This is a genomic window from Pseudomonas sp. LARHCG127, assembly GCF_052871455.1.
In genome coordinates this window covers 77569-101190 of the sequence record NZ_JBIXJT010000010.1, presented here as the reverse complement: position 1 = coordinate 101190, position 23622 = coordinate 77569, and the positions used below count along the sequence as shown (strand labels likewise).

Sequence of the window (23622 nt, the reverse complement as noted above, 5' to 3'; positions counted from 1 at the left end):
GCGTCCTCATGTGAAAGCCCCAGGCAACCCGTACGGATCGGCTGGGGCCATGCTTGTCAGGACTTACAGCTTGTCCCAGGCGCTCTGCCAGGACGCACCGACACCAGGCTCAAAGCCGTTCGATGTCGGGGAGTACTGTTTGCAGTAGCCGGAATATGGGAATGGCTTGCATTCGAAGACTTCGTCAGTCTTGGGCTGCAGCACTTTCGTACCGACGGTGTAGTCGCTGATGCCTTCAGGGAACACGAAGTCGTATTCGATACCCGCGCCTTCACCGGTCAGAGTGACCGACTTGGTATCCTGGCGAGTAGTACGCCCGTCTTCGGTGGTACCCACCAGCGTCAGGGTATGAACCCCCGGGGCGCTGCGCACGTCCAGGCTCAGCCCGGTGCTGCCTTCACCCACCTTGCTCACGACACCCACTTGCTTGTTCTTCTCATCGAACAATGTGGCTTCGAGGTTCATCCGGCGGTTTGTCTGCGCGGTGAACGCCATGCTGACCCGACCCTTGTCGAGTACGTACTCCGGCTGCAGGGAGGAAATCCCCATGCTGGCGCCGGCGTCTTCCTGCATTTCCAGTTGCACTTCATAGCGGGTCACACCGCTTTCTTTCTGGGCATAGAGGCTGTTGGTGCCCTTGATCGGCGTGATATTGCCGTCTTCGTCACGAATGCCGGCACGAATGAGTGGATAGGCACTGTTAAGGGCCTCGGCCAATTTGAACGACCAGTTTTCAGCCTTGCCTTCCTCAGCGTTGTCGATGCTGATCTCCAGGCTGTACTCGGCATTTTCGCCGGTGGCGGAAAATGCCCGGGCCTTGACCTTGTCACCCACCAGGAGTTGGGTCGATGGCGCAATACTGCCCACCGGCGACCAGCCACCCGGCAACGCGGCTTCGGCGAGGATGTTCACATCCACCGGGTTGTAGAAGGCGGCATCGGTATCACCCACTGTCCAGACACCCAGGATGACGTGATGACCCGATTTACTGTCCGGAATGACGCAGTTGTGCGGGGCTCCGCTCACCGGGAGTTGATTACCGCCATCCACCGTACAGAACGGCGTGCTATCGAACGAGGCACGCTTGAGCGCTTCGTTCGGGTTCCAACCGTCGCGGGTAATGAAGTATTCATGCTTGGTCGCCGGATGCACCGCGCTATAGCGCCATTGGAAGGCAATGTTGCGGTCCTTGATTTCGGTCAGGTGCCAGCGCGAAGACGATTGCGCATCGAGTGCAGAAAAGTTGGCCTTGCCGCCGCTGGCGATTTTACCGTCGATAGGGCCCTGCAACGGCCCGCCGCCTGCACCATTCGGGAAACCCTTGAAGGTTTCGCCGGTACTCTGCGGTTCGTATTGCGCCCCGCCACAGTTCAGATTGACACCTTGCTGGCACAACAGTGCACGGGAAGGCGGTACTTCGACGAAACCATGGGCCAGTACACTTTGCGATGCAGCCATGGCCGACAACAGAACTAATGAAGACGCACACCCCGTTAATACATTGCCCTTGTTGAAGTTATTTTTCATATAAATTCCAGACTAGTCATCAAAATGAAAGACGTGTCACCGCCTGCTCGAAAGGCGCGCCAGACGGCTCAGCGCCCGCCCTTACAAGTGCCCGGAACCTTATAGAAACTTAAGGATTCTCTATGTAGGATAAATCTCTCAACATAGAAGGAATGATCTCTGATTCGATTTCCCTTACATAATTAGAGAAACATCTTACGAACAAAAATCCCCAACAAACAAAAGCAAACAAATACACCCAAAAAAATAATCGACTGGTTATAGGTTGGACGGCTAACAGCGGACAAAAAAAAGCCTGTCCGGCGCGGGTCCGGACAGGCTGGGTGACGGGAAATCAAACGTGGTATTGCGCCGACAACTCATGCACCGCCCGCAGGAAAGCACCGGCGTGTTCCGGGTCGACTTCCGGGGTGATGCCGTGGCCGAGGTTGAACACATGGCCGCTGCCACTGCCGTAGCTGGCCAGGATCCGCCCGACTTCAGCGCGGATCGCTTCAGGCTTGGCGTAGAGCACGGTCGGGTCCATGTTGCCTTGCAGCGCAACCTTATGGCCAACGCGCTCACGAGCGTTGCCGATGTCGCAGGTCCAGTCCAGGCCCAGGGCGTCGGCGCCGGTATCGGCGATGCTTTCCAGCCACAGGCCACCGTTCTTGGTGAACAGGATCACTGGGACTTTGCGGCCTTCGTGCTCGCGGATCAGGCCGCTGACGATCTTGCGCATGTAGGCCAACGAGAACTCCTGGTACGCCGCCGCCGACAGGTTGCCGCCCCAGGTATCGAAAATCTGCACCGCTTGCGCACCGGCCATGATCTGGCCGTTGAGGTAGGACGTGACCGACTGCGCCAGCTTGTCCAGCAACAAGTGCATGGCTTGCGGGTTGTCGTAGAGCATCGCCTTGGTCTTGCGGAAGTCCTTCGACGAGCCGCCTTCGACCATGTAGGTCGCGAGGGTCCACGGGCTGCCGGAGAAGCCGATCAGCGGCACACGGCCGTTGAGTTCACGGCGAATGGTGCTGACCGCATCCATGACATAGCCCAGGTCCTTCTGCGGATCGGGAATCGGCAGGGCTTCGATGTCGGCCAGGGTGCTGACGACTTTCTTGAAGCGCGGGCCTTCGCCGGTTTCGAAGTACAGGCCTTGGCCCATGGCATCGGGAATGGTGAGGATGTCGGAGAACAGGATCGCCGCATCCAACTGCGGGTAACGGTCCAGCGGCTGCATCGTGACTTCGCAGGCGAACTGCGGGTTCATGCACAGGCTCATGAAATCGCCCGCCTTGGCGCGGCTGGCGCGGTATTCCGGCAGATAGCGACCGGCCTGACGCATCATCCACACCGGGGTGACGTCTACGGGTTGCTTGAGCAGGGCGCGAAGGAAACGGTCGTTCTTCAGGGCAGTCATGTCGGCATCCGGAAAAAAAGTGCGGGCATTTTCTCAGAGCGCGACGCAAAAGGCACGGCAAGAGCCGTGCCTTTTATCTATCGGGGCAATTTGTCGCGGTGCCACGCAGTCTCCTAACACCACAAAACAACTGTGGGAGCGAGCTTGCTCGCGATGGCGGCATGTCAGCCAATACATCTGGCGACTGATCTACCGCTATCGCGAGCAAGCTCGCTCCCACTGGATTGGTGTCGTTCGGTCAGACCTGTAGGTAATCCAGGATCCCTTCCGCCGCATTGCGGCCTTCGAAGATCGCCGTCACCACCAGGTCGGAACCCCGGACCATGTCGCCACCGGCGAAGATCTTCGGGTTGCTGGTCTGGTGTTTGTACTGGCCCTGTTCCGGTGCCACGACACGGCCCTGGCTGTCGGTCTGGATGCTGAACTGCTCGAACCACGGCGCCGGGCTCGGGCGGAAGCCGAAAGCGATGACCACGGCGTCGGCCGGGATGATCTCTTCGGAGCCCGGGATCGGCTCGGGGCTACGGCGGCCACGGGCGTCCGGCTCGCCGAGACGGGTCTCGACCACCTTCACGCCTTCGACCTTGTCTTCACCGACAATGGCGATCGGCTGGCGGTTGTAGAGGAATTTCACGCCTTCTTCCTTGGCGTTCTTCACCTCTTTGCGCGAGCCGGGCATGTTCGCTTCGTCACGACGATAGGCACAGGTCACCGACTTGGCGCCCTGGCGAATCGACGTGCGATTGCAGTCCATCGCCGTGTCGCCACCGCCGAGCACCACGACCTTCTTGCCCTTCATGTCGACGAAATCTTCCGGTGACTTTTCGAAGCCCAGGTTGCGGTTGACGTTGGCGATCAGGAAGTCCAGCGCGTCGTAGACGCCCGGCAGGTCCTCACCGGCAAAGCCGCCCTTCATGTAGGTGTAGGTGCCCATGCCCATGAAGACCGCATCGTATTCTTCGAGCAGTTGCTCCATGGTCACGTCCTTGCCCACCTCGGTGTTCAGGCGGAACTCGATGCCCATGCCGGTGAAGACTTCGCGGCGATTGCTCAGCACGGTCTTTTCCAGCTTGAACTCGGGAATGCCGAAGGTCAGCAGACCGCCGATTTCCGGGTTCTTGTCGAACACCACCGGGGTCACGCCACCGCGTACCAGTACGTCGGCACAGCCCAGGCCCGCCGGGCCCGCGCCGATGATCGCCACGCGCTTGCCAGTCGGCTTGACCTTGGACATGTCCGGGCGCCAGCCCATGGCGAACGCGGTGTCGGTGATGTATTTCTCCACCGAACCGATGGTCACCGCGCCAAAACCGTCGTTGAGGGTGCAAGCACCTTCACATAGACGATCCTGGGGGCATACCCGGCCGCAGACTTCCGGCAGGGTGTTGGTCTGGTGGGACAATTCGGCGGCCTGGAGGATGTTGCCCTCGGCCACCAGTTTCAACCAGTTGGGAATGAAGTTGTGCACCGGGCACTTCCATTCGCAGTACGGGTTACCGCAACCCAGGCAGCGGTGAGCCTGGTCGGCCGACTGCTGGGGTTTGAAAGGCTCGTAGATTTCCACGAACTCTTTCTTGCGTTGACGCAACAGTTTCTTCTTCGGATCCTTGCGCCCGACATCGATGAACTGGAAGTCGTTATTCAGACGTTCAGCCATTGTTAAAACCTCATCAAACTCTTCAGGCGCATATCACTGCGGGTTGGCACGAGTGCTGGAAAGCAACGACTTCAGGTTGGCAGCCTTGGGCTTGACCAGCCAGAAACGGCGCAAGTAGTCATCGAGGTTCTCGGCGAGCTCACGACCCCACTCGCTGTCGGTTTCCGCGACGTACTCGTTCAGCACGTTTTGCAGATGGCTGCGGTAGGCCTCCATCGCCTCGCCGCTGATCCGCTGGATTTCCACCAGTTCGTGGTTGACCCGGTCAACAAAGGTGTTGTCCTGGTCAAGCACGTAGGCGAAACCGCCGGTCATGCCAGAGCCGAAGTTATAACCGGTCTTGCCCAGCACGCAGACAAAACCACCGGTCATGTACTCGCAGCAGTGATCGCCGGTGCCTTCCACCACGGTGTGGGCGCCGGAGTTACGCACGGCAAAACGCTCGCCCGCGGTGCCGGCGGCGAACAGCTTGCCGCCCGTGGCACCGTAGAGGCAGGTGTTGCCGATGATGGCACTGTCCTGGGTCTTGTAGACGCTGCCCTTGGGCGGAACGATGACCAGCTTGCCGCCGGTCATGCCCTTGCCCACGTAGTCGTTGGCATCGCCTTCCAGGTACATGTTCAGGCCACCGGCGTTCCAGACGCCGAAGCTCTGGCCCGCGGTGCCCTTGAAGCGGAAGGTCACCGGTGCCTTGGCCATGCCCTGGTTGCCGTGCTTGCGCGCGATTTCGCCGGAGATCCGCGCACCGATGGAACGGTCGCAGTTGCAGATGTCCAGTTCGAACTCGGCACCGCTCAGGTCGTTGATCGCCGCAGCGGCCATGTCGACCATTTTCTCGGCCAGCTCACCCTTGTCGAATGGCGGGTTGCGATCAACCTGGCAGAACTGAGGCTTGTCTGCCGGAATCAGATCGCTGCCCAGCAAAGGGGTCAGGTCCAGGTGCTGTTGCTTGGCGGTCTGCCCCTCGATGATGTCCAGCAGATCGGTACGGCCGATCAGCTCTTCAAGGGAGCGCACGCCCAGCTTCGCCAACCACTCGCGGGTTTCCTCGGCCACGTAGGTGAAGAAATTCACCACCATGTCGACGGTGCCGATGTAGTGGTCCTTGCGCAGCTTGTCGTTCTGGGTCGCCACGCCGGTGGCGCAGTTGTTCAGGTGGCAGATGCGCAGGTATTTGCAGCCCAGGGCGATCATCGGCGCGGTGCCGAAGCCGAAGCTCTCGGCGCCGAGGATGGCGGCCTTGATCACGTCCAGGCCAGTCTTCAGGCCACCGTCGGTCTGCACCCGGACCTTGCCGCGCAAGTCGTTGCCGCGCAGGGTCTGGTGGGTTTCGGCCAGGCCCAATTCCCACGGCGCACCGGCGTACTTGATCGAGGTCAGCGGTGATGCACCGGTGCCGCCGTCGTAGCCGGAGATGGTGATCAGGTCGGCATAGGCCTTGGCCACGCCTGCGGCGATGGTACCAACGCCCGCTTCCGCCACCAGTTTCACCGAGACCAGCGCCTTGGGGTTCACCTGCTTGAGGTCGAAGATCAGTTGCGACAAGTCTTCGATCGAGTAGATGTCGTGGTGCGGTGGTGGCGAGATCAGGGTCACGCCGGGAACCGCATAGCGCAGCTTGGCAATCAGGCCGTTGACCTTGCCACCGGGCAGTTGGCCGCCTTCGCCGGGCTTGGCACCCTGGGCGACCTTGATCTGCAGCACTTCAGCGTTGACCAGGTATTCCGGAGTCACACCGAAGCGGCCGGTGGCCACCTGCTTGATTTTCGAACTCTTGATGGTGCCGTAGCGCGCCGGGTCTTCGCCGCCTTCACCGGAGTTGGAACGCGCACCGAGGCGGTTCATGGCTTCGGCCAGGGCTTCGTGGGCTTCCGGGGACAACGCACCGAGGGAAATACCGGCCGAATCGAAGCGCTTGAGCACCGATTCCAGCGGCTCCACTTCACTGATATCCAGCGGCGTGTCGAGGGTCTTGACCTTGAGCAGATCGCGGATCATCGACACCGGACGGTTGTCCACCAGCGAGGTGTATTCCTTGAACTTGCTGTAGTCGCCCTGTTGCACGGCGGCTTGCAAGGTGTTGACCACATCCGGGTTGTAGGCGTGGTATTCGCCACCGTGAACGAACTTCAGCAGGCCGCCTTGCTGGATCGGCTTGCGCGGGCTCCAGGCTTCGGCGGCCAGGGCTTTCTGTTCGGCTTCGATGTCGACGAAGCGCGCGCCCTTGATACGGCTCGGCACGCCACGGAAGCTCAGCTCGCAGACTTCCTCGGACAGGCCGATGGCCTCGAACAGTTGCGCGCCACGGTACGAGGCGATGGTCGAGATCCCCATTTTCGACAGGATCTTGAGCAAGCCCTTGGTGATGCCCTTGCGGTAGTTCTTGAACACCTCGTAGAGGTCGCCCAGCACTTCACCGGTGCGGATCAGGTCGCCCAGCACTTCGTAGGCCAGGAACGGGTAGACCGCCGAAGCGCCGAAGCCAATCAGCACCGCGAAGTGATGCGGATCACGTGCGGTAGCCGTTTCCACCAGGATGTTGGAATCGCAGCGCAGGCCTTTTTCGGTCAGGCGATGGTGCACCGCACCCGTGGCCAGCGAGGCGTGGATCGGCAGTTTGCCCGGGGCGATGTGACGGTCGGTCAGCACGATCTGGGTACGCCCGGCGCGCGCCGCTTCTTCAGCCTGGTCCGCGACGTTGCGGATCGCCGCTTCGAGGCCGATGTTCTCGTCGTAGTTCAGATCGATGACCTGACGCTCGAAGCCGGGACGGTCAAGGTTGGTCAGCGAGCGCCACTTGGCCGGGGAAATGACCGGCGAACTGAGGATCACCCGCGAGGCGTGTTCCGGCGACTCTTGGAAAATGTTGCGCTCGGCACCGAGGCAGATTTCCAGGGACATCACGATCGCCTCACGCAGCGGGTCGATCGGTGGGTTGGTCACCTGGGCGAACTGCTGGCGGAAATAGTCGTACGGTGTGCGCACGCGTTGCGACAACACGGCCATCGGCGTGTCGTCGCCCATGGAGCCGACCGCTTCGTAGCCCTGCTCGCCCAACGGACGCAGCACCTGGTCACGCTCTTCGAACGTCACCTGGTACATCTTCATGTACTGCTTGAGCTGGTCGACGTCATAGAAAGCCGAACCGTGGTCGTTGTCTTCCATGGTCGCCTGGATGCGCAGGGCGTTCTTGCGCAGCCATTGCTTGTACGGATGACGGGACTTGAGGCGGTTGTCGATGGCATCAGTGTCGAGGATCTGGCCGGTCTCGGTGTCCACGGCAAAGATCTGGCCCGGACCTACGCGGCCCTTGGCGATGACGTCCTGGGGCTGGTAGTTCCAGACGCCGATTTCCGAGGCCAGGGTGATGAACCCGTTGGTGGTGGTGACCCAGCGCGCCGGACGCAGACCGTTACGGTCGAGCAGGCAGACGGCGTAGCGACCGTCGGTCATGACGATACCGGCCGGGCCGTCCCACGGCTCCATGTGCATGGAGTTGTATTCGTAGAAGGCGCGCAGGTCCGGGTCCATGGTCTCGACGTTCTGCCAGGCTGGCGGCACGAGCATGCGCACGCCACGGAACAGATCGATGCCACCGGTCACCATCAGCTCGAGCATGTTGTCCATGCTCGAGGAGTCCGAACCCACGCGGTTGACCAGCGGGCCGAGCTCTTCGAGGTCCGGCATCAGGTCGTTGGCGAACTTGGTGCGACGGGCCACGGCCCAGTTGCGGTTGCCGGTGATGGTGTTGATCTCGCCGTTGTGGGCGAGGAAGCGGAACGGCTGGGCCAGCGGCCATTTCGGCAGGGTGTTGGTGGAGAAGCGCTGGTGGAACACGCAGATCGCGGTTTTCAGGCGCTCATCGCTGAGGTCTGGATAGAAGGCGGTGAGGTCCGCCGGCATCATCAGGCCTTTATAAATGATGGTCTTGTGGGAAAAGCTGCAGATGTAGTGATCGGTGTCGGCGGCATTGGCCACGGACGAACGACGACGGGAGCTGAACAGCTTGATCGACATGTCCTGGTCGCTCAGGCCTTCGCCCGCGATGAACACCTGCTCGATCTGCGGCAGGCGCTCGAGCGCCAAGCGGCCGAGCACGCTGGTGTCGATCGGCACTTTGCGCCAGCCAACCAGTTGCAGGCCGGCGGCCAGGATCTCGCGATTCATGTTTTCGCGAGCCGCCTCGGCCTTCACCGGGTCCTGGTTGAAGAACACCATGCCCACGGCGTACTGCTTGGGCAGGGTTACCCCAAACGTTTCCTGGGCGACGGCACGCAGGAACTCGTCGGGTTTTTGAATCAGCAAGCCACAACCGTCACCGGTCTTGCCGTCGGCGTTGATCCCACCGCGGTGGGTCATGCAGGTCAGGGCCTCAATGGCCGTTTGCAAAAGGGTATGACTGGGCTCGCCCTGCATATGGGCTATCAGGCCAAAACCGCAGTTATCCTTGAATTCATCTGGTTGGTACAGACCTGCTTTCATAGACACTTTCTCACCAGGCTGCCTCTTATCGAGACAAATTTCTTTTCAATTCAACCAGTTGCATGCCGCGCCGAACGTACGCCAGCTTTGCGGGGGCAAAAGGGAGGTCATTGTACACACCGACACAGGGGCTCACAAATTTGACGACGAACTGTCGCAAATCCATGTCGCATTTGTGAAAGGTTTAAAGCTATATGCTGTGCTAGTCAAAACTTTTTTGGGTTCGACCGCTACGACTCAAACGCTACTGTGACGCAGACACCACAAGGCGCGCGGCCTGAAAGGCCGCCCGCCCTTGCGGAAATTTTGAGGTTGCCGGGAGAGGCGGCCTGGGTAAGGCCGCCGAATCATCAGCGAGTTGCTGCCAGTTCCTGTTGGACGCTGGCGACAGTGCGAGGCCAAGGTTTACCAGCCTGAACCTTCGCTGGCAAGGCCTTGATGGCGGAAACGGCTGCATCACGGTTAGCAAAGCTGCCGTAGGTGATGACATAGAGCGGCTTGCCATTGAGCACTTTCTTGAAATAACGGTACTCGCCGCCCTGCTCCTTGACGAAGTTCTGCGCCGCGGTTTCGGAGCTTGTGCCGAGGATCTGCACTACGTAGTTGCCCGGTGCCTGGCCGGCGTACCAACTACCGCCCGCGGCCTTGGCCGGGGCAGCGGCAGGCTTGGCCGCAGGCGCTGGAACCGGTGCCGGCTTGGCGGTGGCGACCTGAGTGGGCGCTGGGGTCGGTTTGGCGGCTGGAGCCGGTGCAGGCGTCGTCGGCGCAGGACCGGCCGGTACGCCCGCAGGCGGCGCGGTGGTGGTCACGGTAGGTGGCACGTCGCTGGTGTCTTCGATCGGAGGCGGCGCACCGTCGTCACCCTCGGTGATTCCACCTGCGGCTTCCGCCAGGGGCCCGCGCATGACCGGTTGCGAGTTGCCGACCAGCGGCAGCGGCATCGGCTGGGTATTGCCGGCGAATTCCACCGCCGGTGCACCGCCGTTGGGTTGCGGTGTACCTTGGCCAAGGGGCAGTTGCGCCTGTTCGTTGGCAGGTGCGCCGGTGGTTGGCGCCTTGCTGCGACCCGGCATCAGCCAGGCGGCGGCAACCGCAACCACGACGACGGCGGAAATTGCCAATACGTGTTTCTTCGGCATGTTGAACCCCATACTTGGACGCTTCACCGCTGAGCGGCTGGCAATCATGACTTCGATGAGAGCATCGCGGGCAACCTGGTTGATGTTGCCAGGCCAACCGTCGGAGCTTTCGTGAATCTCAGAGATCTGATCGGCAGTGAAAAGTTCGATGCCCCGCCCCGCACCTTCAAGACGCTGGGCCAGGTATTCACGCGTTTCTTCCTCGGTGTAGGGCGCCAGTTCGATGACGTGGAAGCGCTCTTCCTCGAGGTTCAACTGGTCCAGGTCGGCGATCAGCGACGACTCGCCGAACAGGAACACATGAGGGCGACCCTCCGGCGCACCGGCCGCCAGGGCCAGCAGGGCTTCGAGGGCCGACTCGTCGAGTTGCTCGGCATCGTCCACCAGCAGATAGACTTCCTGCCCGGTCAGCGCCAGTTGCACGATCTGATCGAGAATGGCACCGACTTCAGCCTGGGCGACGTTCAGCGCCTGGGCCACCTGGCGCAACACGCCGGCGGCATCGCCAGCGCCACGGGCCGATACCACCACGCTTTGCACCGACTGTTTGTTGGTGCTGGCCACCAGGGCCTGGCGCAACAAGGTCTTGCCGCTGCCCTGGGGACCGGTGACCACCAGGAGCAACTGGCTGTAGCGCGCCAGGTGATGCAACTGGCCCAGCACCGGCTTGCGCTGGGCGGGGAAGAACTTGAAGCCCGGGACCCGTGGGGCAAAAGGGTCATGACTCAATTGGAAATGGCCGAGGAAAGCCTCGTCGGCATGCAAACTAGTCATCGCAGTCTTATTAACCTTTAAGCTGAGCCAGGGCGCGGTAGTCCGCTCCCAGCGTGGCCTGTAGAACTTCTTTCGGATAATCGTCGGTCACCACCGCTTCGCCCATGTGGCGCAGCAGCACCAGGCGCAGACGACCGTCGATCACTTTTTTGTCGATTGCCATGTGTTGAAGAAAATCCGCCTCGCTCATTTCCTCGGGCGGAACCACCGGCAGCCCGGCGCGCTGGAACAGACGAATACCGCGATCGCGCTCCTGCTCGCTGATCCAACCCAGGCGCGCGGACATCTCCAGGGCCATGACCGTACCGGCCGCAACCGCTTCACCGTGCAGCCAGACACCATAGCCCATGTGGGTTTCGATGGCATGGCCAAAGGTGTGCCCCAGGTTGAGCGTGGCGCGCACTCCGGACTCACGCTCGTCGGCACCGACCACGGCGGCCTTGGCGGCGCAGGAGCGCTCGATGGCGTAGGTCAGCGCCGACTGGTCCAACGCACGCAGGCGGTCGACGTTCTCTTCGAGCCAGCCCAGGAACGGTTCGTCGCAGATCAGCCCGTACTTGATGACTTCCGCCAGCCCCGCAGACAGCTCGCGAGCCGGCAAGGTATTGAGTGTGGCGGTGTCGATCAGCACCACGTTGGGCTGATAGAACGCACCAACCATGTTCTTGCCCAGCGGATGATTGATCCCGGTCTTGCCGCCCACCGACGAGTCGACCTGCGACAGCAGCGTAGTGGGGATCTGGATGAAATCGACACCACGCTGGTAGCAGGCGGCGGCAAAACCGGCCATGTCGCCGATCACGCCGCCACCCAGGGCAACCACCGTGGTGCGGCGATCGTGACGTGCGGTCAGCAGGCCGTCGAAAATCAGTTGCAGGGTTTCCCAATTCTTGAAGGCTTCGCCGTCGGGCAATACCACGGAAATCACCGAGAAGGCCGACAGGCTGCGGGTCAGACGTTCCAGATACAGGGGCGCGACGGTTTCATTGGAAATGATCGCCACTTGCCGCCCGGCGATATGCGGCGCCAGCAGTTCGGGCTGGTCCAACAAGCCTTCGCCAATATGAATCGGGTAGCTGCGCTCGCCCAGGTCGACCTTAAGTGTCTGCATGTGTCCCCACAGTGAAGATGGAATCAGGCGTCCTGCCTGCAATTAACGAAAGTCCACGGTGCCTGCCCTGACGCCAGTTAATGGCCATACGCCACGCTCCAGACGGACCAAAACGGGACGTCGAGGATAGCGCATTTCGCCAGGCGCATTAACGGGGCGGCAGTTGCTGAAGGCGATCGAGAATGTCCAGCACCACCATCCGCGGCGGCCGCTCGTCGGTTTCCACTACCAGGTCAGCGATCTCCCGATACAGCGGATCACGCAACTCCAGCAGGTCGCGCAGGGTCTTGGCCGGGTCAGCGGTGCGCAACAGCGGCCGGTTGCGGTCCCGGGCGGTGCGGCCGACCTGCTGCTCGACAGAGGCGTGCAGATAGACCACTCGTCCGCCGGCATGCAGCGCCCGACGATTGGCTTCGCGCATTACCGCACCACCGCCGGTGGCCAACACCACGCCCTCGAACGCGCACAGCTCGGCAATCATCGCCTGCTCACGGTCGCGAAAGCCCGGCTCGCCTTCCTTATCGAAGATCCATGGGATATTGGCACCCGTGCGCAATTCAATTTCCTTGTCGGAATCTTTGAACGGCAGGCGCAGCTCTTTGGCCAGCAAACGGCCGATGGTGCTTTTTCCAGCGCCCATCGGCCCAACAAGAATCAAATTTCGCACAGAATCAACGACTCACAGCAATCGCCTGGTTATTCATGATACGCGGAGTGAGGAACACCAGCAGCTCGGATTTTTTCTCCGAAACCACATCACGCCGGAAAAGGCGGCCAAGATACGGCACATCGCCAAGAAATGGCACCTTATCTACGACCTTGCTCTGAGTATTTGAGAAAACCCCGCCAATCACAATGGTCTCGCCATCATTGACCAAGACCTTGGCATTGACTTCGTTTTTCTTGATCGGCGGCACATCCTGCACCTTGTTCAGGTAGTCCGGCTCATCCTTGGTGACCTTGACCTCCATGATGATGCGGTTGTCCGGGGTGATTTGCGGGGTCACCTCCAGGGACAGCGAGGCCTCCTTGAACGACACCGAGGTGGCGCCGCTGGAGCTGGCTTCCTGATAAGGAATCTCCGTGCCCTTGAGGATCTTGGCCGTCTCCTTGTCGGATGTCACCACCTTGGGCTGGGAGACGATTTCCCCGTTACCGGTTTTCTCCATGGCCGTCAGTTCAAGGTCCAGCAATACGTTGTCGGTGATGAACGCAATGCCGATCCCCGAGGTATTGCCCGAGGCACCCAGGTCCACGAACGGCTGATTGGTGCCGGTACTGCCCGGCGTGCCGATGGTGGTGGAGGTGCCGGTGGTCACCCCCGAGGAGTTCCAGTTGCCCTTGTTCTGGATCGAACCGCCCCAGCGCACGCCCAGGCTTTTGTCGTAGTCGACGTTGGCCTCGACAATTCGCGCCTCGATCATCACCTGGCGTACCGGAATATCCAACTGCGCCACGATCCGGCGCAGTTCGTCGAGCCGGTCCTGGGTCTGGTAGGCAATGATGTTGTTGGTTCGCTCATCCACCGTGATCGTGCCGCGCTCGTCGGCTTTCGCCTCGGCGCTGGTCACCGATTGGAACAGCTTGGCGATGTCCGCAGCCTTCGCATAGTTGACCTGCAGCAGCTCACGCCGCAGTGGCGCCAGGTCGGCAATCTGCTTTTGCGACTCCAGCTCCTGGCGTTCCCGCGCTGCGATTTCATCGGCCGGGGCCACCAGCAGCACGTTGCCGACCTTGCGCTTGTCCAACCCCTTGGTCTTGAGCACCAAGTCCAGCGCCTGGTCCCAAGGCACATTCTGCAAGCGCAGGGTGATACCGCCCTGCACCGTGTCGCTGGCCACCAGGTTCAGGTTGGTAAAGTCGGCAATCAATTGCAGGACCGAACGCACCTCGATGTCCTGGAAGTTGAGCGAGAGTTTTTCGCCGCTGTAGGCAGCGCGGTCGGCGTTGCGTTTTTGCAGGTCGTCGACGGTCATGGGCCGGACGCTGACGGTGAGCTTGTTGTCGGTCTGGTAGGTCGAGTAGTCGAAGGTACCGCTGGGCTCGATGCTGATGGTCGCCCGGTCGCTGCCGGCGCTGGCATTGACGAACTGCACCGGGGTGGCGAAGTCCTTGACGTCCAGGCGCACCCGCAGTGGCTCGGGCAATTGGGTCCTGGCGAAATTGAGGATGATCTTGCCGTCGCGCTCCTGGATGTCCGGGGCGATGGACGGATCGGACAAATCGATCACCACGTTGCCTTCGCCCTGGGTCCCGCGCTGAAAATCCACCCCACGGATCGCCTTGCCCACCGGCGCACTGCTCCTGGCAGGCGCCGCGCTGGCCACCGCCGGGCGTGGAGCCTGGGCGGTGCCGTTGCGGGCAGTGCTCTTCGGGGCGGCGCCCTTGCCGACCACCACGAACAGGTTATTGCCTTCGATCCGGGTGTCATACGGCGCCAGTTGAGTCAGGCCGATGATCAACCGGGTGCGATCCCCCGCCTCGACCACGGTGGCGCTACGCGCGTTGCCCCCTCCCAGGTCGCGGCTTCTACTGGCCAGTTGATTGGTCACACCCGGCAGGTCCAGCGCAATCCGGGCCGGTTGTTCGGTGGTGTAGCCCCGCGGTGTCGGCGGCGGTCCGTCGAAGGTAAGTTTCAACTCGACACGGTCCCCCGGCAACGCCGCCACATCCAGCGTTTTCAGGCCGGTCCCAAGAACCATCGGCGACAACAGCGCTGTCCATAGCGAAATACCGAGGGCTGAAAAAAACCTGTTCATTGTTCGACTTCCACTATGAATGCTCTTTCAAAGGAATGGTCCGGGGTCGCTCCAGCCAGGCACCCTCGCCATCGGGAACGATTTCGACCACATCGACCTGGGTGGCGCTGATGGCGACGATTCGTCCGTCGTTGCGTCCCAGATAGTCACCGACCTTGAGCCGGTGCACCCCGCCCGCGCCCCGCAGGAGCGCGAAGGAGCCAGCGGCGTTGGAGATCGTACCGACCATTTCGAACTGCTCGATGTTGAAGCCTTCCAGGTACTGCTTGACCCGGTTGGGGTCTGGCCGGACGTTGCGCGAGCCGCGCTGCCGGTCAGCCTGGTCCACACGGACCTGCCGGGAAAACGGGCTGCGCAGGTTGGCAGCGCTGTAGGTAAAGGTCTCCTGGGGCCTGAACGTCGGCGTCGGCTCGATCTTGCCGGGCGGGCGCAGGCGCACTTCGTTCATGTAGGCGTCCAGGTCGCTGAACCCGCTGTCATTGTTGCAGCCCGCCAACACGACCAGGCCCGCCAGCAGACAGAGACGGCACACCATCAGCCTCATGGCTGCGCCTCCTGCTCGTTGTAGCGGTAGGTCTTGGCCTGGATGCTCATGCGCAGTTTCGTGCCTGCCTCGGGCTCCATCGGGGCGATCTCGAAATCATGCAGCGTGACGATCCGGGGCAGCCCCGCCACCCCACTGACGAACGTCGCCAGGTCGTGGTAGCCGCCGGTCACGGTGATCTGGATCGGCAGCTCGATATAGAAAGGCTGGGTGACTTCCGGCAGCAGCTTGATTTCCTCGAACTCCAGGCCGCTGCCCAACCCGGTGCGGGTAATGTCTTCCAGCAGGCCCGGCACCTCGGTATCGCTGGGCAATTGCCGCAACAGCACACCAAAAGACGTTTCCATCTGTTTCATCTGCTCGGTGTAGCGTTCCAGGTTCGCGGCCATGTGGGCCTTGCCCGCGAATTGCGCCTTGAGCGTGTTCTCTTCCTCGCGCACCTGCTGCAATTGGTTTTCCAGGTCACTCAAGGCAAAGTTATAGCCCAGCCCCAGCACCAGGGCCACCAGCAGGATGCCGGCCAACCACTTGATCGGTGCCGGCCAGGAGCCAATGTTGTTGGTGTCCAGGTCACTGATGTCGATCTTGCGCAGCGCGTCGAACCACTCCCCCGGCTTCATTCGGCGTCCTCCACTTCGACCGGGCGGGTCTGGCGAACCGTCAGTTGGAAAACGTTGGCCTGGTCGAGCTGGCCAGCGGTGGTCGCCTTGACCTCCGTCAAACTGGGCGCATCGAACAGGTCCGATGAGTCCAGGTTGCGCATCAGGTCCGAGACCCGGTTGTTCGATTCCGCAGCGCCCTTGATGAAGAGCGTCCGGTCTTCCATTTTCACTTCGGTGAAGTACACGCCATCCGGCAAGGTCCGCACCAACTGGTCGAAGATGCGCCCGCTGACCGGTCGATTTCCTTGCAAGTCCTGGATAATGCGCATGCGCTCCAGCAATTGCTGGCGACGGGCTTTCAATTCGCTGATCTGCTTGATGCGCTCATCGAGCACGGCGATCTGGCCGGAGAGATGGCTGTTGCGAGCGACCTGATGGTCGATGGCGTTGTCGATGTAGCGGACGGCGACCAGAATCACCCCGACCGCTCCGACGAGCGCACCCACCAAGGCCAGCAGAAAGCGTTTGCGCCGCTCTTCGCGCAGCTCTTCGCGCCAGGGAAGCAGGTTGATCCGCGCCATCAGTCGAAACTCCTGAGGGCCAGCCCGCAAGCGATCATCAGCGCCGGCGCATCACTGGCCAGGGCACCGGCATTGACCTTGCTGCTCAGGGCCATGTTGGTGAACGGGTTGGCCACCTGGGTCGGCGTGCCCAGGCGTTGCTCGATCAGCCGGTCCAGGCCAGCGACGGAAGCCGTGCCCCCGGCCAACAGAATGTGATCCACCGCGCTGTACTGGCCCGAGGCGAAGAAAAATTGCAGGGAGCGCGAAACCTGCTGCACCAGGGCCTCGCGAAAAGGTTGCAACACTTCGCCGAGATAATCGTCCGGCAGCCCACCCTGCTTCTTTGCCAGGCCCGCCTGCTCGGGCGTCAGGCCGTAGCGGCGCTGAATTTCCTCGGTCAACTGGCGGCCGCCGAACAGTTGTTCGCGGGTATAGATGATACGCCCGTTGTGCAGCACGCTGAGGGTGGTCATGGTGGCGCCGATGTCGATGACCGCCACTGTCAGCCGCTCCTGGGACGCGGCCAGTTGCGTGGCGAGCAGGCCAAACGCCCGCTCCAGCGCATATGCCTCCACATCCACCACCCGGGCCGTCAGCCCGGCGAGCGCCAACGCCGCCTCGCGGACCTCGACGTTTTCCTTGCGACAGGCCGCCAGCAGTACTTCGACGCGTTCGGCGCTGCGGGGCGAAACGCCCATCACTTCGAAATCGATGGCCACCTCATCCAGCGGATAAGGGATGTATTGATCGGCCTCGATCTTGAGCTGGTTCTCCATCTCGTCGTCGGACAGGCCGGCGTCCATCTCGATGGTCTTGGTGATCACCGCCGAGCCCGCCACGGCCACCGCCACGCTGCGCAGGGGTGTCCTGGCCTTGGCCAGCAGCCGCGACAACGCCTGCCCCACCCCTTCGAGTTCGGCGATGTTCTTCTCGATCACGGCGTTGGCCGGCAACGGTTCGACCGCGTAGGACTCGACGCGGTATCGCTCGCCCTGGCGACTCAACTCGAGCAGCTTCACCGACGTCGAACTGATGTCGATCCCCAGAAGCGCATGGGCTTTTTTATTGAAGAGTCGTAGCACTACCAATTCCCTATGACTATCCGTGAGTTACGGACTCTCTAATATGCATTGCGTTCAATCACGGCCGTCCGACGGACGTGCGTATGGCATGCCTGACGAAAAAAAATGCTTATAATGCCCAGCGTTTTTTTCGCTTTGTTGCAAGCACGGGTCCATCCCTGCACCTGGCGCCTTTTTCATTCTTTGCCTGGATATCCAAAAGCCTTGATTCGTCTGCTGAAATTTTTCGGATGGTCCATCGTCGCCGTTTTCTGCGGACTGCTCTTGGGCCTGAGCGGTGCTTTTCTTTACCTTAGTCCGGGTTTGCCGTCCGTGGAGGCGCTGAGAAGTATTCAGTTGCAGATTCCTTTGCGGGTATACAGCAGCGACGACAAGTTGATCGCCGAATTTGGCGAAATGCGCCGCACACCGATCCGTTTCGCCGACATTCCCCCCAATTTCATCAATGCGTTACTAAGTGCTGAAGACGATAACTTCGCCAACCACTATGGCGTCGATCCTGGCAGCCTGATGCGCGCGGCCAGCCAGTTGGTCAAGAGCGGGCACATCCAGTCCGGCGGCAGCACCATCACCATGCAAGTGGCCAAGAACTTCTTCCTGACCAGCGAGCGCAGCTTTTCGCGCAAGACCACCGAGATCCTCCTGGCCCTGCAGATCGAACGGCAACTGACCAAGGATGAAATCCTCGAGCTGTACGTGAACAAGATTTACCTGGGCAACCGCGCCTACGGCATCGAGGCGGCGGCGCAGGTGTATTACGGCAAGTCGATTCGCGATGTGAGCCTGGCGCAGATGGCGATGATCGCCGGCCTGCCCAAGGCCCCGTCGCGCTTCAACCCGCTGGCCAACCCGACGCGCAGCAAGGAGCGACGCGACTGGATCCTGGGGCGTATGTACAAGCTCGGCAAAATAACCGAGGCCGACTACACCGCCGCGATCAACGAGCCGCTGAACGCCAGCTATCACGTGCCGACGCCGGAAGTGAATGCCCCGTACATTGCCGAGATGGCCCGCGCTGAGATGGTCGGGCGTTATGGCAGCGACGCCTACACTGAAGGTTTTCGCGTGACCACCACGGTGCCGAGCAACTTGCAGGAAATGGCCAACACCGCGCTGCACGAGGGCCTGATGACCTACGACCAGCGCCACGGCTACCGTGGCCCTGAATCGCGCCTGCCGGGCAAGACCAAGGAAGCCTGGGCCCTGGAACTGACCAAGCAACGCACCATCAGCAGCCTGGAGCCGGCGATCGTCACCTCGGTGGACAAGGACGGCATCAAGGTGCTGACCCGCAATGGCGAGCAGGAAGAACACGTAGCCTGGGACACCATGAAATGGGCCCGCCCATTCCTCAACACCAACAGCATGGGCGCCAACCCACGGCAACCGTCGGATGTGGCCCAGGTCGGCGACCTGATCCGCGTCCAGCGCCAGGCGGACAATACGCTCAAGTTCAGCCAGATTCCGGCCGCCCAGGGCGCGCTGGTGTCCCTCGACCCACAGAACGGCGCGATCCGCTCGCTGGTGGGTGGCTTCGCCTTCGAGCAAAGCAATTACAACCGCGCCTTGCAGGCCAAGCGCCAGCCAGGCTCGAGCTTCAAGCCGTTTGTCTACAGCGCCGCCCTGGATAACGGCTACACCGCCGCCAGCCTGGTGAACGATGCGCCGATCGTGTTCGTCGATGAGTACCTGGACAAGGTCTGGCGACCGAAGAACGACACCAATACCTTCCTCGGCCCGATTCGCCTGCGCGAGGCGCTGTACAAATCCCGCAACCTGGTCTCGATCCGCTTGCTGCAAGCGCTGGGCGTGGACCGCACCATCGACTACATCAGCAAGTTCGGCTTCAACAAGCAGGACCTGCCGCGCAACCTGTCCCTGGCCTTGGGCACCGCGACCTTGACGCCGATGGAAATCGCCATGGGCTGGAGCACGTTCGCCAACGGCGGCTACAAGATCACCCCGTACATCATCGACAAGATCGAAAGTCGCAATGGCGAGACACTGTTTGTTGCCAACCCGCCACGGGTTCCCACGGGCGAGCAGGCCAGCGATGGCGTCGCCGCACCGTCCACCGAGACGTTCACGGTCAATGCGACACCAGGTGAAGCCGCGACGGCCCCAGGCCTGCCGCAAGCGCCCGCCATCGCGGAGCGCATTGTCGATGGCCGCACCACCTACATTCTCAACAGCATGCTGCAGGACGTGATCAAGCTCGGCACCGGCCGTCGCGCCCTGGCCCTGGGCCGCACTGACCTGGCGGGCAAGACCGGCACCACCAATGAATCCAAGGACGCCTGGTTCTCCGGCTACAACGCCGACTACGTGACCACCGTCTGGACCGGTTTCGACCAGCCTGAAAGCCTGGGTCGCCGCGAGTTCGGCGGCACCGTGGCGCTGCCGATCTGGATGAACTACATGGGCGCCGCCCTCAAGGACAAACCGCCGCACACCCAGCCGGAGCCGGAAGGCATCCTCAGCCTGCGGGTCGACCCGGTCAGCGGCCGCGCGGCCACGCCAGGTACCCCGGGTGCGTACTTCGAACTGTTCAAGAGCGAAGACACGCCGCCGTCGGCCAACGAGCTGGGCAACGGCGTCGCACCGGGTAGCCCGCTGCCGGCGGACGAAGCGGCGCCGATCGATCTGTTCTGACCCATCCACATCCCTGTGGGAGCCAAGCTTGCTCGCGATGGCGCCAGCCCAGGCAACCCAAAACCCGTGGCGAGGGAGCTTGCTCCCGCTGGCCTGCGCAGCAGGCCCCTGCATGCCTATAGACCGACCGCATTGCCCGGTTTGCGACTGCTGCGCAGCCGAGCGGGAGCAAGCTCCCTCGCCACAGGGTTGGATTGAGGCTCGAGCGTTGGGCTGAGAGGCCTGGGGTGAATTGAAGATCGTCATCGCGAGCAAGCTCGCTCCCACAGGGGGATTTGTGGCGGTCACACAATCAACGTCCACCACCGAACCAATGTGGGAGCCGAGCTTGCTCGCGATGGCGTCAGCCCAGGCAACCCAAAACCCGTGGCGAGGGAGCTTGCTCCCGCTGGCCTGCGCAGCAGGCCCCTGCATGCCTATAGACCGACCGCATTGCCCGATTTGCGACTGCTGCGCAGCCGAGCGGGAGCAAGCTCGGCTCCCACAGGGATCTGCGACGGTCGTACAAAATCGGCAGGCATTAAAAAGCCCCGACTCACAGAGCCGGGGCTTTTTGTTGAAGCGCTACAACGGCTTAGCCGTTGAACACGTCATCCACGCTCTTGAGCGGGTAGTTCTTTGGATACGGCAGTGTCGCCACGCCCGTCTCGATGGCGGCCTTGGCCACGGCATCGGAGATCAGGGTGATCAGGCGGGCGTCCATTGGTTTCGGGATGATGTACTCACGACCGAATTCCAGCTTGATGCCGCCGTAGGCGTCGCACACTTCCTGAGGCACCGGCAACTTAGCCAGTTCGCGCAGGGCGTTGGCGGCCGCGACTTTCATTTCTTCGTTGATGCGCTTGGCGCGAACGTCCAGGGCACCACGGAAGATGAACGGGAAGCCCAGTACGTTGTTGACCTGGTTCGGGTAGTCCGAACGGCCAGTGGCCATGATCACGTCGTTGCGGGTCGCGTGAGCCAGTTCCGGGGAGATTTCCGGGTCCGGGTTCGAGCAGGCGAACACGATTGGGTTCGGTGCCATGCGCAGCAGGTTTTCCGGGCTCAGCAGGTTCGGGCCCGACAGGCCGACGAACACATCGGCACCGTCCAGCGCGTCCGCCAGGGAGCGCTTGTCGGTCGCGTGGGCGAACACGGCTTTGTACTGGTTCAGGTCGTCACGGCCGGAGTGGATCACGCCGGTACGGTCGACCATGAAGATGTTTTCGATCTTGGCGCCCATGCTCACCAGCAACTTCATGCAGGAGATGGCCGCAGCGCCGGCACCCAGGCAGACGATCTTGGCTTCCGGCAGGGTCTTGCCGGCGATTTCCAGGGCGTTGATCATGCCGGCCGCGGTAACGATCGCGGTGCCGTGCTGGTCATCGTGGAAGACCGGGATGTCGCACTGTTCGATCAGGGCGCGCTCGATCTCGAAGCACTCAGGTGCCTTGATGTCTTCCAGGTTGATGCCACCGAAGGTGATGGAGATGCGCTTGACGGTGTCGATGAAGGCTTGCGGGCTCTCGGAATCGACTTCGATATCGAATACGTCGATACCGGCAAAACGCTTGAACAGCACGCCCTTGCCTTCCATGACTGGCTTGGACGCCAATGGGCCGAGGTTACCCAGGCCGAGGATCGCGGTGCCATCGGAAATGACTGCAACCAGGTTGCCTTTACCGGTGTATTTGTAGGCCAGTTCAGGGTCGCGAGCGATTTCGCGGACTGGTTCGGCTACGCCGGGGCTGTAGGCCAGCGACAAGTCGCGAGCAGTAGCGGTGGCCTTGGTGAGCTCGACACTCAGCTTTCCTGGACGAGGATGAGCGTGATATTCGAGAGCGGCAGTTTTCAGATCAGACATGTGGGCATTCCGCTTTTTACTGTGTTGGACAGACGGACCGCCGAGGATACGCGCCTCGCAAAGTCCCCACAAGACTGACCAGTCACTGCTGTCAAGCGCCCTGCCCTACGACTTTGGGCCAAGAGCCGCGAAACACAAGGGCTACATGCATACAATATAGCGACGAAATGTCTACAATTTTTTCCTACAGGATTGCTTCCAGCATGGCCGGATCAGTCAACGGCAACATCCATCGCGCTTGACCGGCTTTATTTCCGCCACGCCGGGCGCGGTCGATAACCCAGCCACGCGCCTCGATTGTCCGCCCCTTGAGCCGCTCCAGGACCGAGGCATCAAAACGTCTGTGCAAATTGGGCGCAATATGCAGGACAACCGCCCCCTGCAATTCAATCCAGACACCACCGCGATTGCGTTGCACGCTTTCTACTCGTCCACGGGTCAGCACGAAGCCGGGGGCATTGATCTGCTCCGCTCGCACCACCGGGGATTTTTTCCAAATACCTGATCCGGCTTGGCGCGCATGACGCTCGGCCATTTGCTGGCAACCGACCAGGTCGACGTTCGGCGCGACTGCCACCAGAAACCCCAACCCTTCGGCAATCAGGCGCTCTTCGAGATTATCGCCCTGGGCGTTGTAGACATGGGCCAGGGTGCGACCGTAATCATCCCGGTCGTCCTTGCCAGGCAATACGCCCACCCGGCCACCGCTGGCAGCCACCAGGGCCTCGAGTCGCTGGCGCGCCGCCACGGCAAACGGCTCGTCGGCGCGGCCGCGCTTGCCCAGCTCAGGGCTGTTGAGGCCGATCATCCGAATGCGGCGGCCATCCGCCAGGTACAAGGTGTCGCCATCCACCACGCGCTGCACCGCCACTTGTGGCAGGTCGCCCGGCGAAGGGCAGGCCGCCTGGGCACCGCAGAGCCAAATCGCAGACACAAAAAAGGCGCCCGCGAGGGACGCCTTCTTTATCAGTCTGGAGCAGTCGAGACGACCATCCAAAATGATCAGCCTCAGGCTTTTGGAGTAACTTTGCCGAAAGCACCGAAACGATCGGCGAACTTCTGAACGCGGCCGCCGGTATCCAGAGTCTTTTGCTTACCGGTGTAGAACGGGTGGCATTCGTTGCAAACGTCGATCGCCAGGGCTTTGCCGTAGGTCGAACGCGTTTCGAACTTGTTGCCGCAGCTGCAGGTTACGGCAATTTCTGGGTATTCCGGATGGATATCGGTTTTCATGCTGTTTTCCTCAGGCTAGCGTGCCGCCACCCAACACTATTGTTGAATACCGCACGTAATTAGGCCGCGGATTCTACCAGACATCGTCATTCGCGCAAGCTATGCCTTGTACCAACCGTCTGCTAGGCTCCCGGCCTCATGCGCGATCCTTCTTGTGGGACTTGTGGGAGCGGGGGGGGGGGCGGGGGGGGGGGGGGGGGGGCCAAAAAAATTGGCCACAAAATAACCCCAACCGCCCAACCCCCCACCCCC

Annotated in this window: 16 protein-coding genes; 1 reads left to right on the top strand and 15 read right to left on the bottom strand. The window is 61.6% G+C overall.

The features are described 5' to 3' along the window. Positions 1-63 precede the first annotated feature (63 nt). The 12 genes from gbpA to ACIPQ1_RS18145 all read right to left on the bottom strand — a co-directional run bounded on the left by gbpA (position 64) and on the right by ACIPQ1_RS18145 (position 17642). Complete coding sequence (gene gbpA / locus ACIPQ1_RS18200) at positions 64-1527, bottom strand: N-acetylglucosamine-binding protein GbpA (protein ID WP_446534555.1); 1464 nt, start codon at positions 1525-1527, stop codon at positions 64-66. A 334-nt stretch (positions 1528-1861) separates the two neighbouring features. Beyond that, complete coding sequence (gene hemE, locus ACIPQ1_RS18195) at positions 1862-2929, bottom strand: uroporphyrinogen decarboxylase (RefSeq protein WP_250962292.1); 1068 nt, start codon at positions 2927-2929, stop codon at positions 1862-1864. 238 nt (positions 2930-3167) lie between these two features. After that, positions 3168-4586: an FAD-dependent oxidoreductase gene (locus ACIPQ1_RS18190; protein WP_003196992.1), complete on the bottom strand. Its 1419-nt coding sequence runs from the start codon at positions 4584-4586 to the stop codon at positions 3168-3170. Between the two features lie 33 nt (positions 4587-4619). Beyond that, complete coding sequence (gene gltB, locus ACIPQ1_RS18185) at positions 4620-9068, bottom strand: glutamate synthase large subunit (protein ID WP_446534554.1); 4449 nt, start codon at positions 9066-9068, stop codon at positions 4620-4622. 350 nt (positions 9069-9418) lie between these two features. Beyond that, positions 9419-10981, bottom strand: coding sequence for an AAA family ATPase (locus ACIPQ1_RS18180; protein ID WP_446534553.1), 1563 nt, complete (start codon positions 10979-10981; stop codon positions 9419-9421). Between the two features lie 10 nt (positions 10982-10991). Then, entirely contained in the window at positions 10992-12092 is a 1101-nt protein-coding gene (aroB, locus tag ACIPQ1_RS18175) for a 3-dehydroquinate synthase (RefSeq protein WP_446534552.1), read from the bottom strand. Between the two features lie 148 nt (positions 12093-12240). Next, entirely contained in the window at positions 12241-12759 is a 519-nt protein-coding gene (aroK, locus tag ACIPQ1_RS18170) for a shikimate kinase AroK (protein ID WP_060739556.1), read from the bottom strand. A 4-nt stretch (positions 12760-12763) separates the two neighbouring features. After that, on the bottom strand, positions 12764-14851 hold the full coding sequence (pilQ, locus tag ACIPQ1_RS18165) for a type IV pilus secretin PilQ (protein WP_446534551.1): 2088 nt from the start codon (positions 14849-14851) through the stop codon (positions 12764-12766). A gap of 13 nt (positions 14852-14864) precedes the next feature. Further along, a complete protein-coding gene (locus ACIPQ1_RS18160; RefSeq protein ID WP_186706137.1) occupies positions 14865-15386 on the bottom strand; it encodes a pilus assembly protein PilP in 522 nt (173 codons plus the stop codon). A gap of 5 nt (positions 15387-15391) precedes the next feature. After that, positions 15392-16015, bottom strand: a complete 624-nt coding sequence (gene pilO, locus ACIPQ1_RS18155; RefSeq protein ID WP_053117658.1) for a type 4a pilus biogenesis protein PilO — start codon at positions 16013-16015, stop codon at positions 15392-15394. Then, entirely contained in the window at positions 16012-16578 is a 567-nt protein-coding gene (locus ACIPQ1_RS18150) for a PilN domain-containing protein (RefSeq protein ID WP_186706084.1), read from the bottom strand. The genes pilO and ACIPQ1_RS18150 overlap by 4 nt, the downstream gene beginning before the upstream one ends. After that, on the bottom strand, positions 16578-17642 hold the full coding sequence (locus ACIPQ1_RS18145; protein WP_186706085.1) for a type IV pilus assembly protein PilM: 1065 nt from the start codon (positions 17640-17642) through the stop codon (positions 16578-16580). Before ACIPQ1_RS18145 ends, ACIPQ1_RS18150 begins: the two co-directional genes overlap by 1 nt. Positions 17643-17849: 207 nt before the next feature. On the opposite strand from ACIPQ1_RS18145, the gene ACIPQ1_RS18140 reads away from it, so the two are divergent. Continuing rightward, positions 17850-20294, top strand: a complete 2445-nt coding sequence (locus ACIPQ1_RS18140; RefSeq protein ID WP_411387453.1) for a penicillin-binding protein 1A — start codon at positions 17850-17852, stop codon at positions 20292-20294. A 574-nt stretch (positions 20295-20868) separates the two neighbouring features. On the opposite strand, the gene ACIPQ1_RS18135 is transcribed toward ACIPQ1_RS18140, so the two are convergent. From ACIPQ1_RS18135 to rpmE, 3 genes are all read right to left on the bottom strand, one after another. Continuing rightward, complete coding sequence (locus tag ACIPQ1_RS18135; protein ID WP_053117649.1) at positions 20869-22137, bottom strand: malic enzyme-like NAD(P)-binding protein; 1269 nt, start codon at positions 22135-22137, stop codon at positions 20869-20871. A gap of 184 nt (positions 22138-22321) precedes the next feature. Next, on the bottom strand, positions 22322-23134 hold the full coding sequence (locus tag ACIPQ1_RS18130) for a thermonuclease family protein (protein WP_411386269.1): 813 nt from the start codon (positions 23132-23134) through the stop codon (positions 22322-22324). Positions 23135-23145: 11 nt separating this feature from the next. Beyond that, positions 23146-23370: a 50S ribosomal protein L31 gene (rpmE, locus tag ACIPQ1_RS18125; RefSeq protein ID WP_053117645.1), complete on the bottom strand. Its 225-nt coding sequence runs from the start codon at positions 23368-23370 to the stop codon at positions 23146-23148. Positions 23371-23622: the final 252 nt, after the last annotated feature.

Excerpts from the sequence above, each read along its gene's own strand:
- gbpA (WP_446534555.1), bottom strand. The coding sequence starts at position 1,527 with ATGAAAAATAACTTCAACAAGGGCAATGTATTAACGGGGTGTGCGTCT.
- hemE (WP_250962292.1), bottom strand. The coding sequence starts at position 2,929 with ATGACTGCCCTGAAGAACGACCGTTTCCTTCGCGCCCTGCTCAAGCAA.
- ACIPQ1_RS18190 (WP_003196992.1), bottom strand. The coding sequence starts at position 4,586 with ATGGCTGAACGTCTGAATAACGACTTCCAGTTCATCGATGTCGGGCGC.
- gltB (WP_446534554.1), bottom strand. The coding sequence starts at position 9,068 with ATGAAAGCAGGTCTGTACCAACCAGATGAATTCAAGGATAACTGCGGT.
- ACIPQ1_RS18180 (WP_446534553.1), bottom strand. The coding sequence starts at position 10,981 with ATGACTAGTTTGCATGCCGACGAGGCTTTCCTCGGCCATTTCCAATTG.
- aroB (WP_446534552.1), bottom strand. The coding sequence starts at position 12,092 with ATGCAGACACTTAAGGTCGACCTGGGCGAGCGCAGCTACCCGATTCAT.
- pilQ (WP_446534551.1), bottom strand. The coding sequence starts at position 14,851 with ATGAACAGGTTTTTTTCAGCCCTCGGTATTTCGCTATGGACAGCGCTG.
- ACIPQ1_RS18160 (WP_186706137.1), bottom strand. The coding sequence starts at position 15,386 with ATGGTGTGCCGTCTCTGTCTGCTGGCGGGCCTGGTCGTGTTGGCGGGC.
- pilO (WP_053117658.1), bottom strand. The coding sequence starts at position 16,015 with ATGAAGCCGGGGGAGTGGTTCGACGCGCTGCGCAAGATCGACATCAGT.
- ACIPQ1_RS18150 (WP_186706084.1), bottom strand. The coding sequence starts at position 16,578 with ATGGCGCGGATCAACCTGCTTCCCTGGCGCGAAGAGCTGCGCGAAGAG.
- ACIPQ1_RS18135 (WP_053117649.1), bottom strand. The coding sequence starts at position 22,137 with ATGTCTGATCTGAAAACTGCCGCTCTCGAATATCACGCTCATCCTCGT.
- rpmE (WP_053117645.1), bottom strand. The coding sequence starts at position 23,370 with ATGAAAACCGATATCCATCCGGAATACCCAGAAATTGCCGTAACCTGC.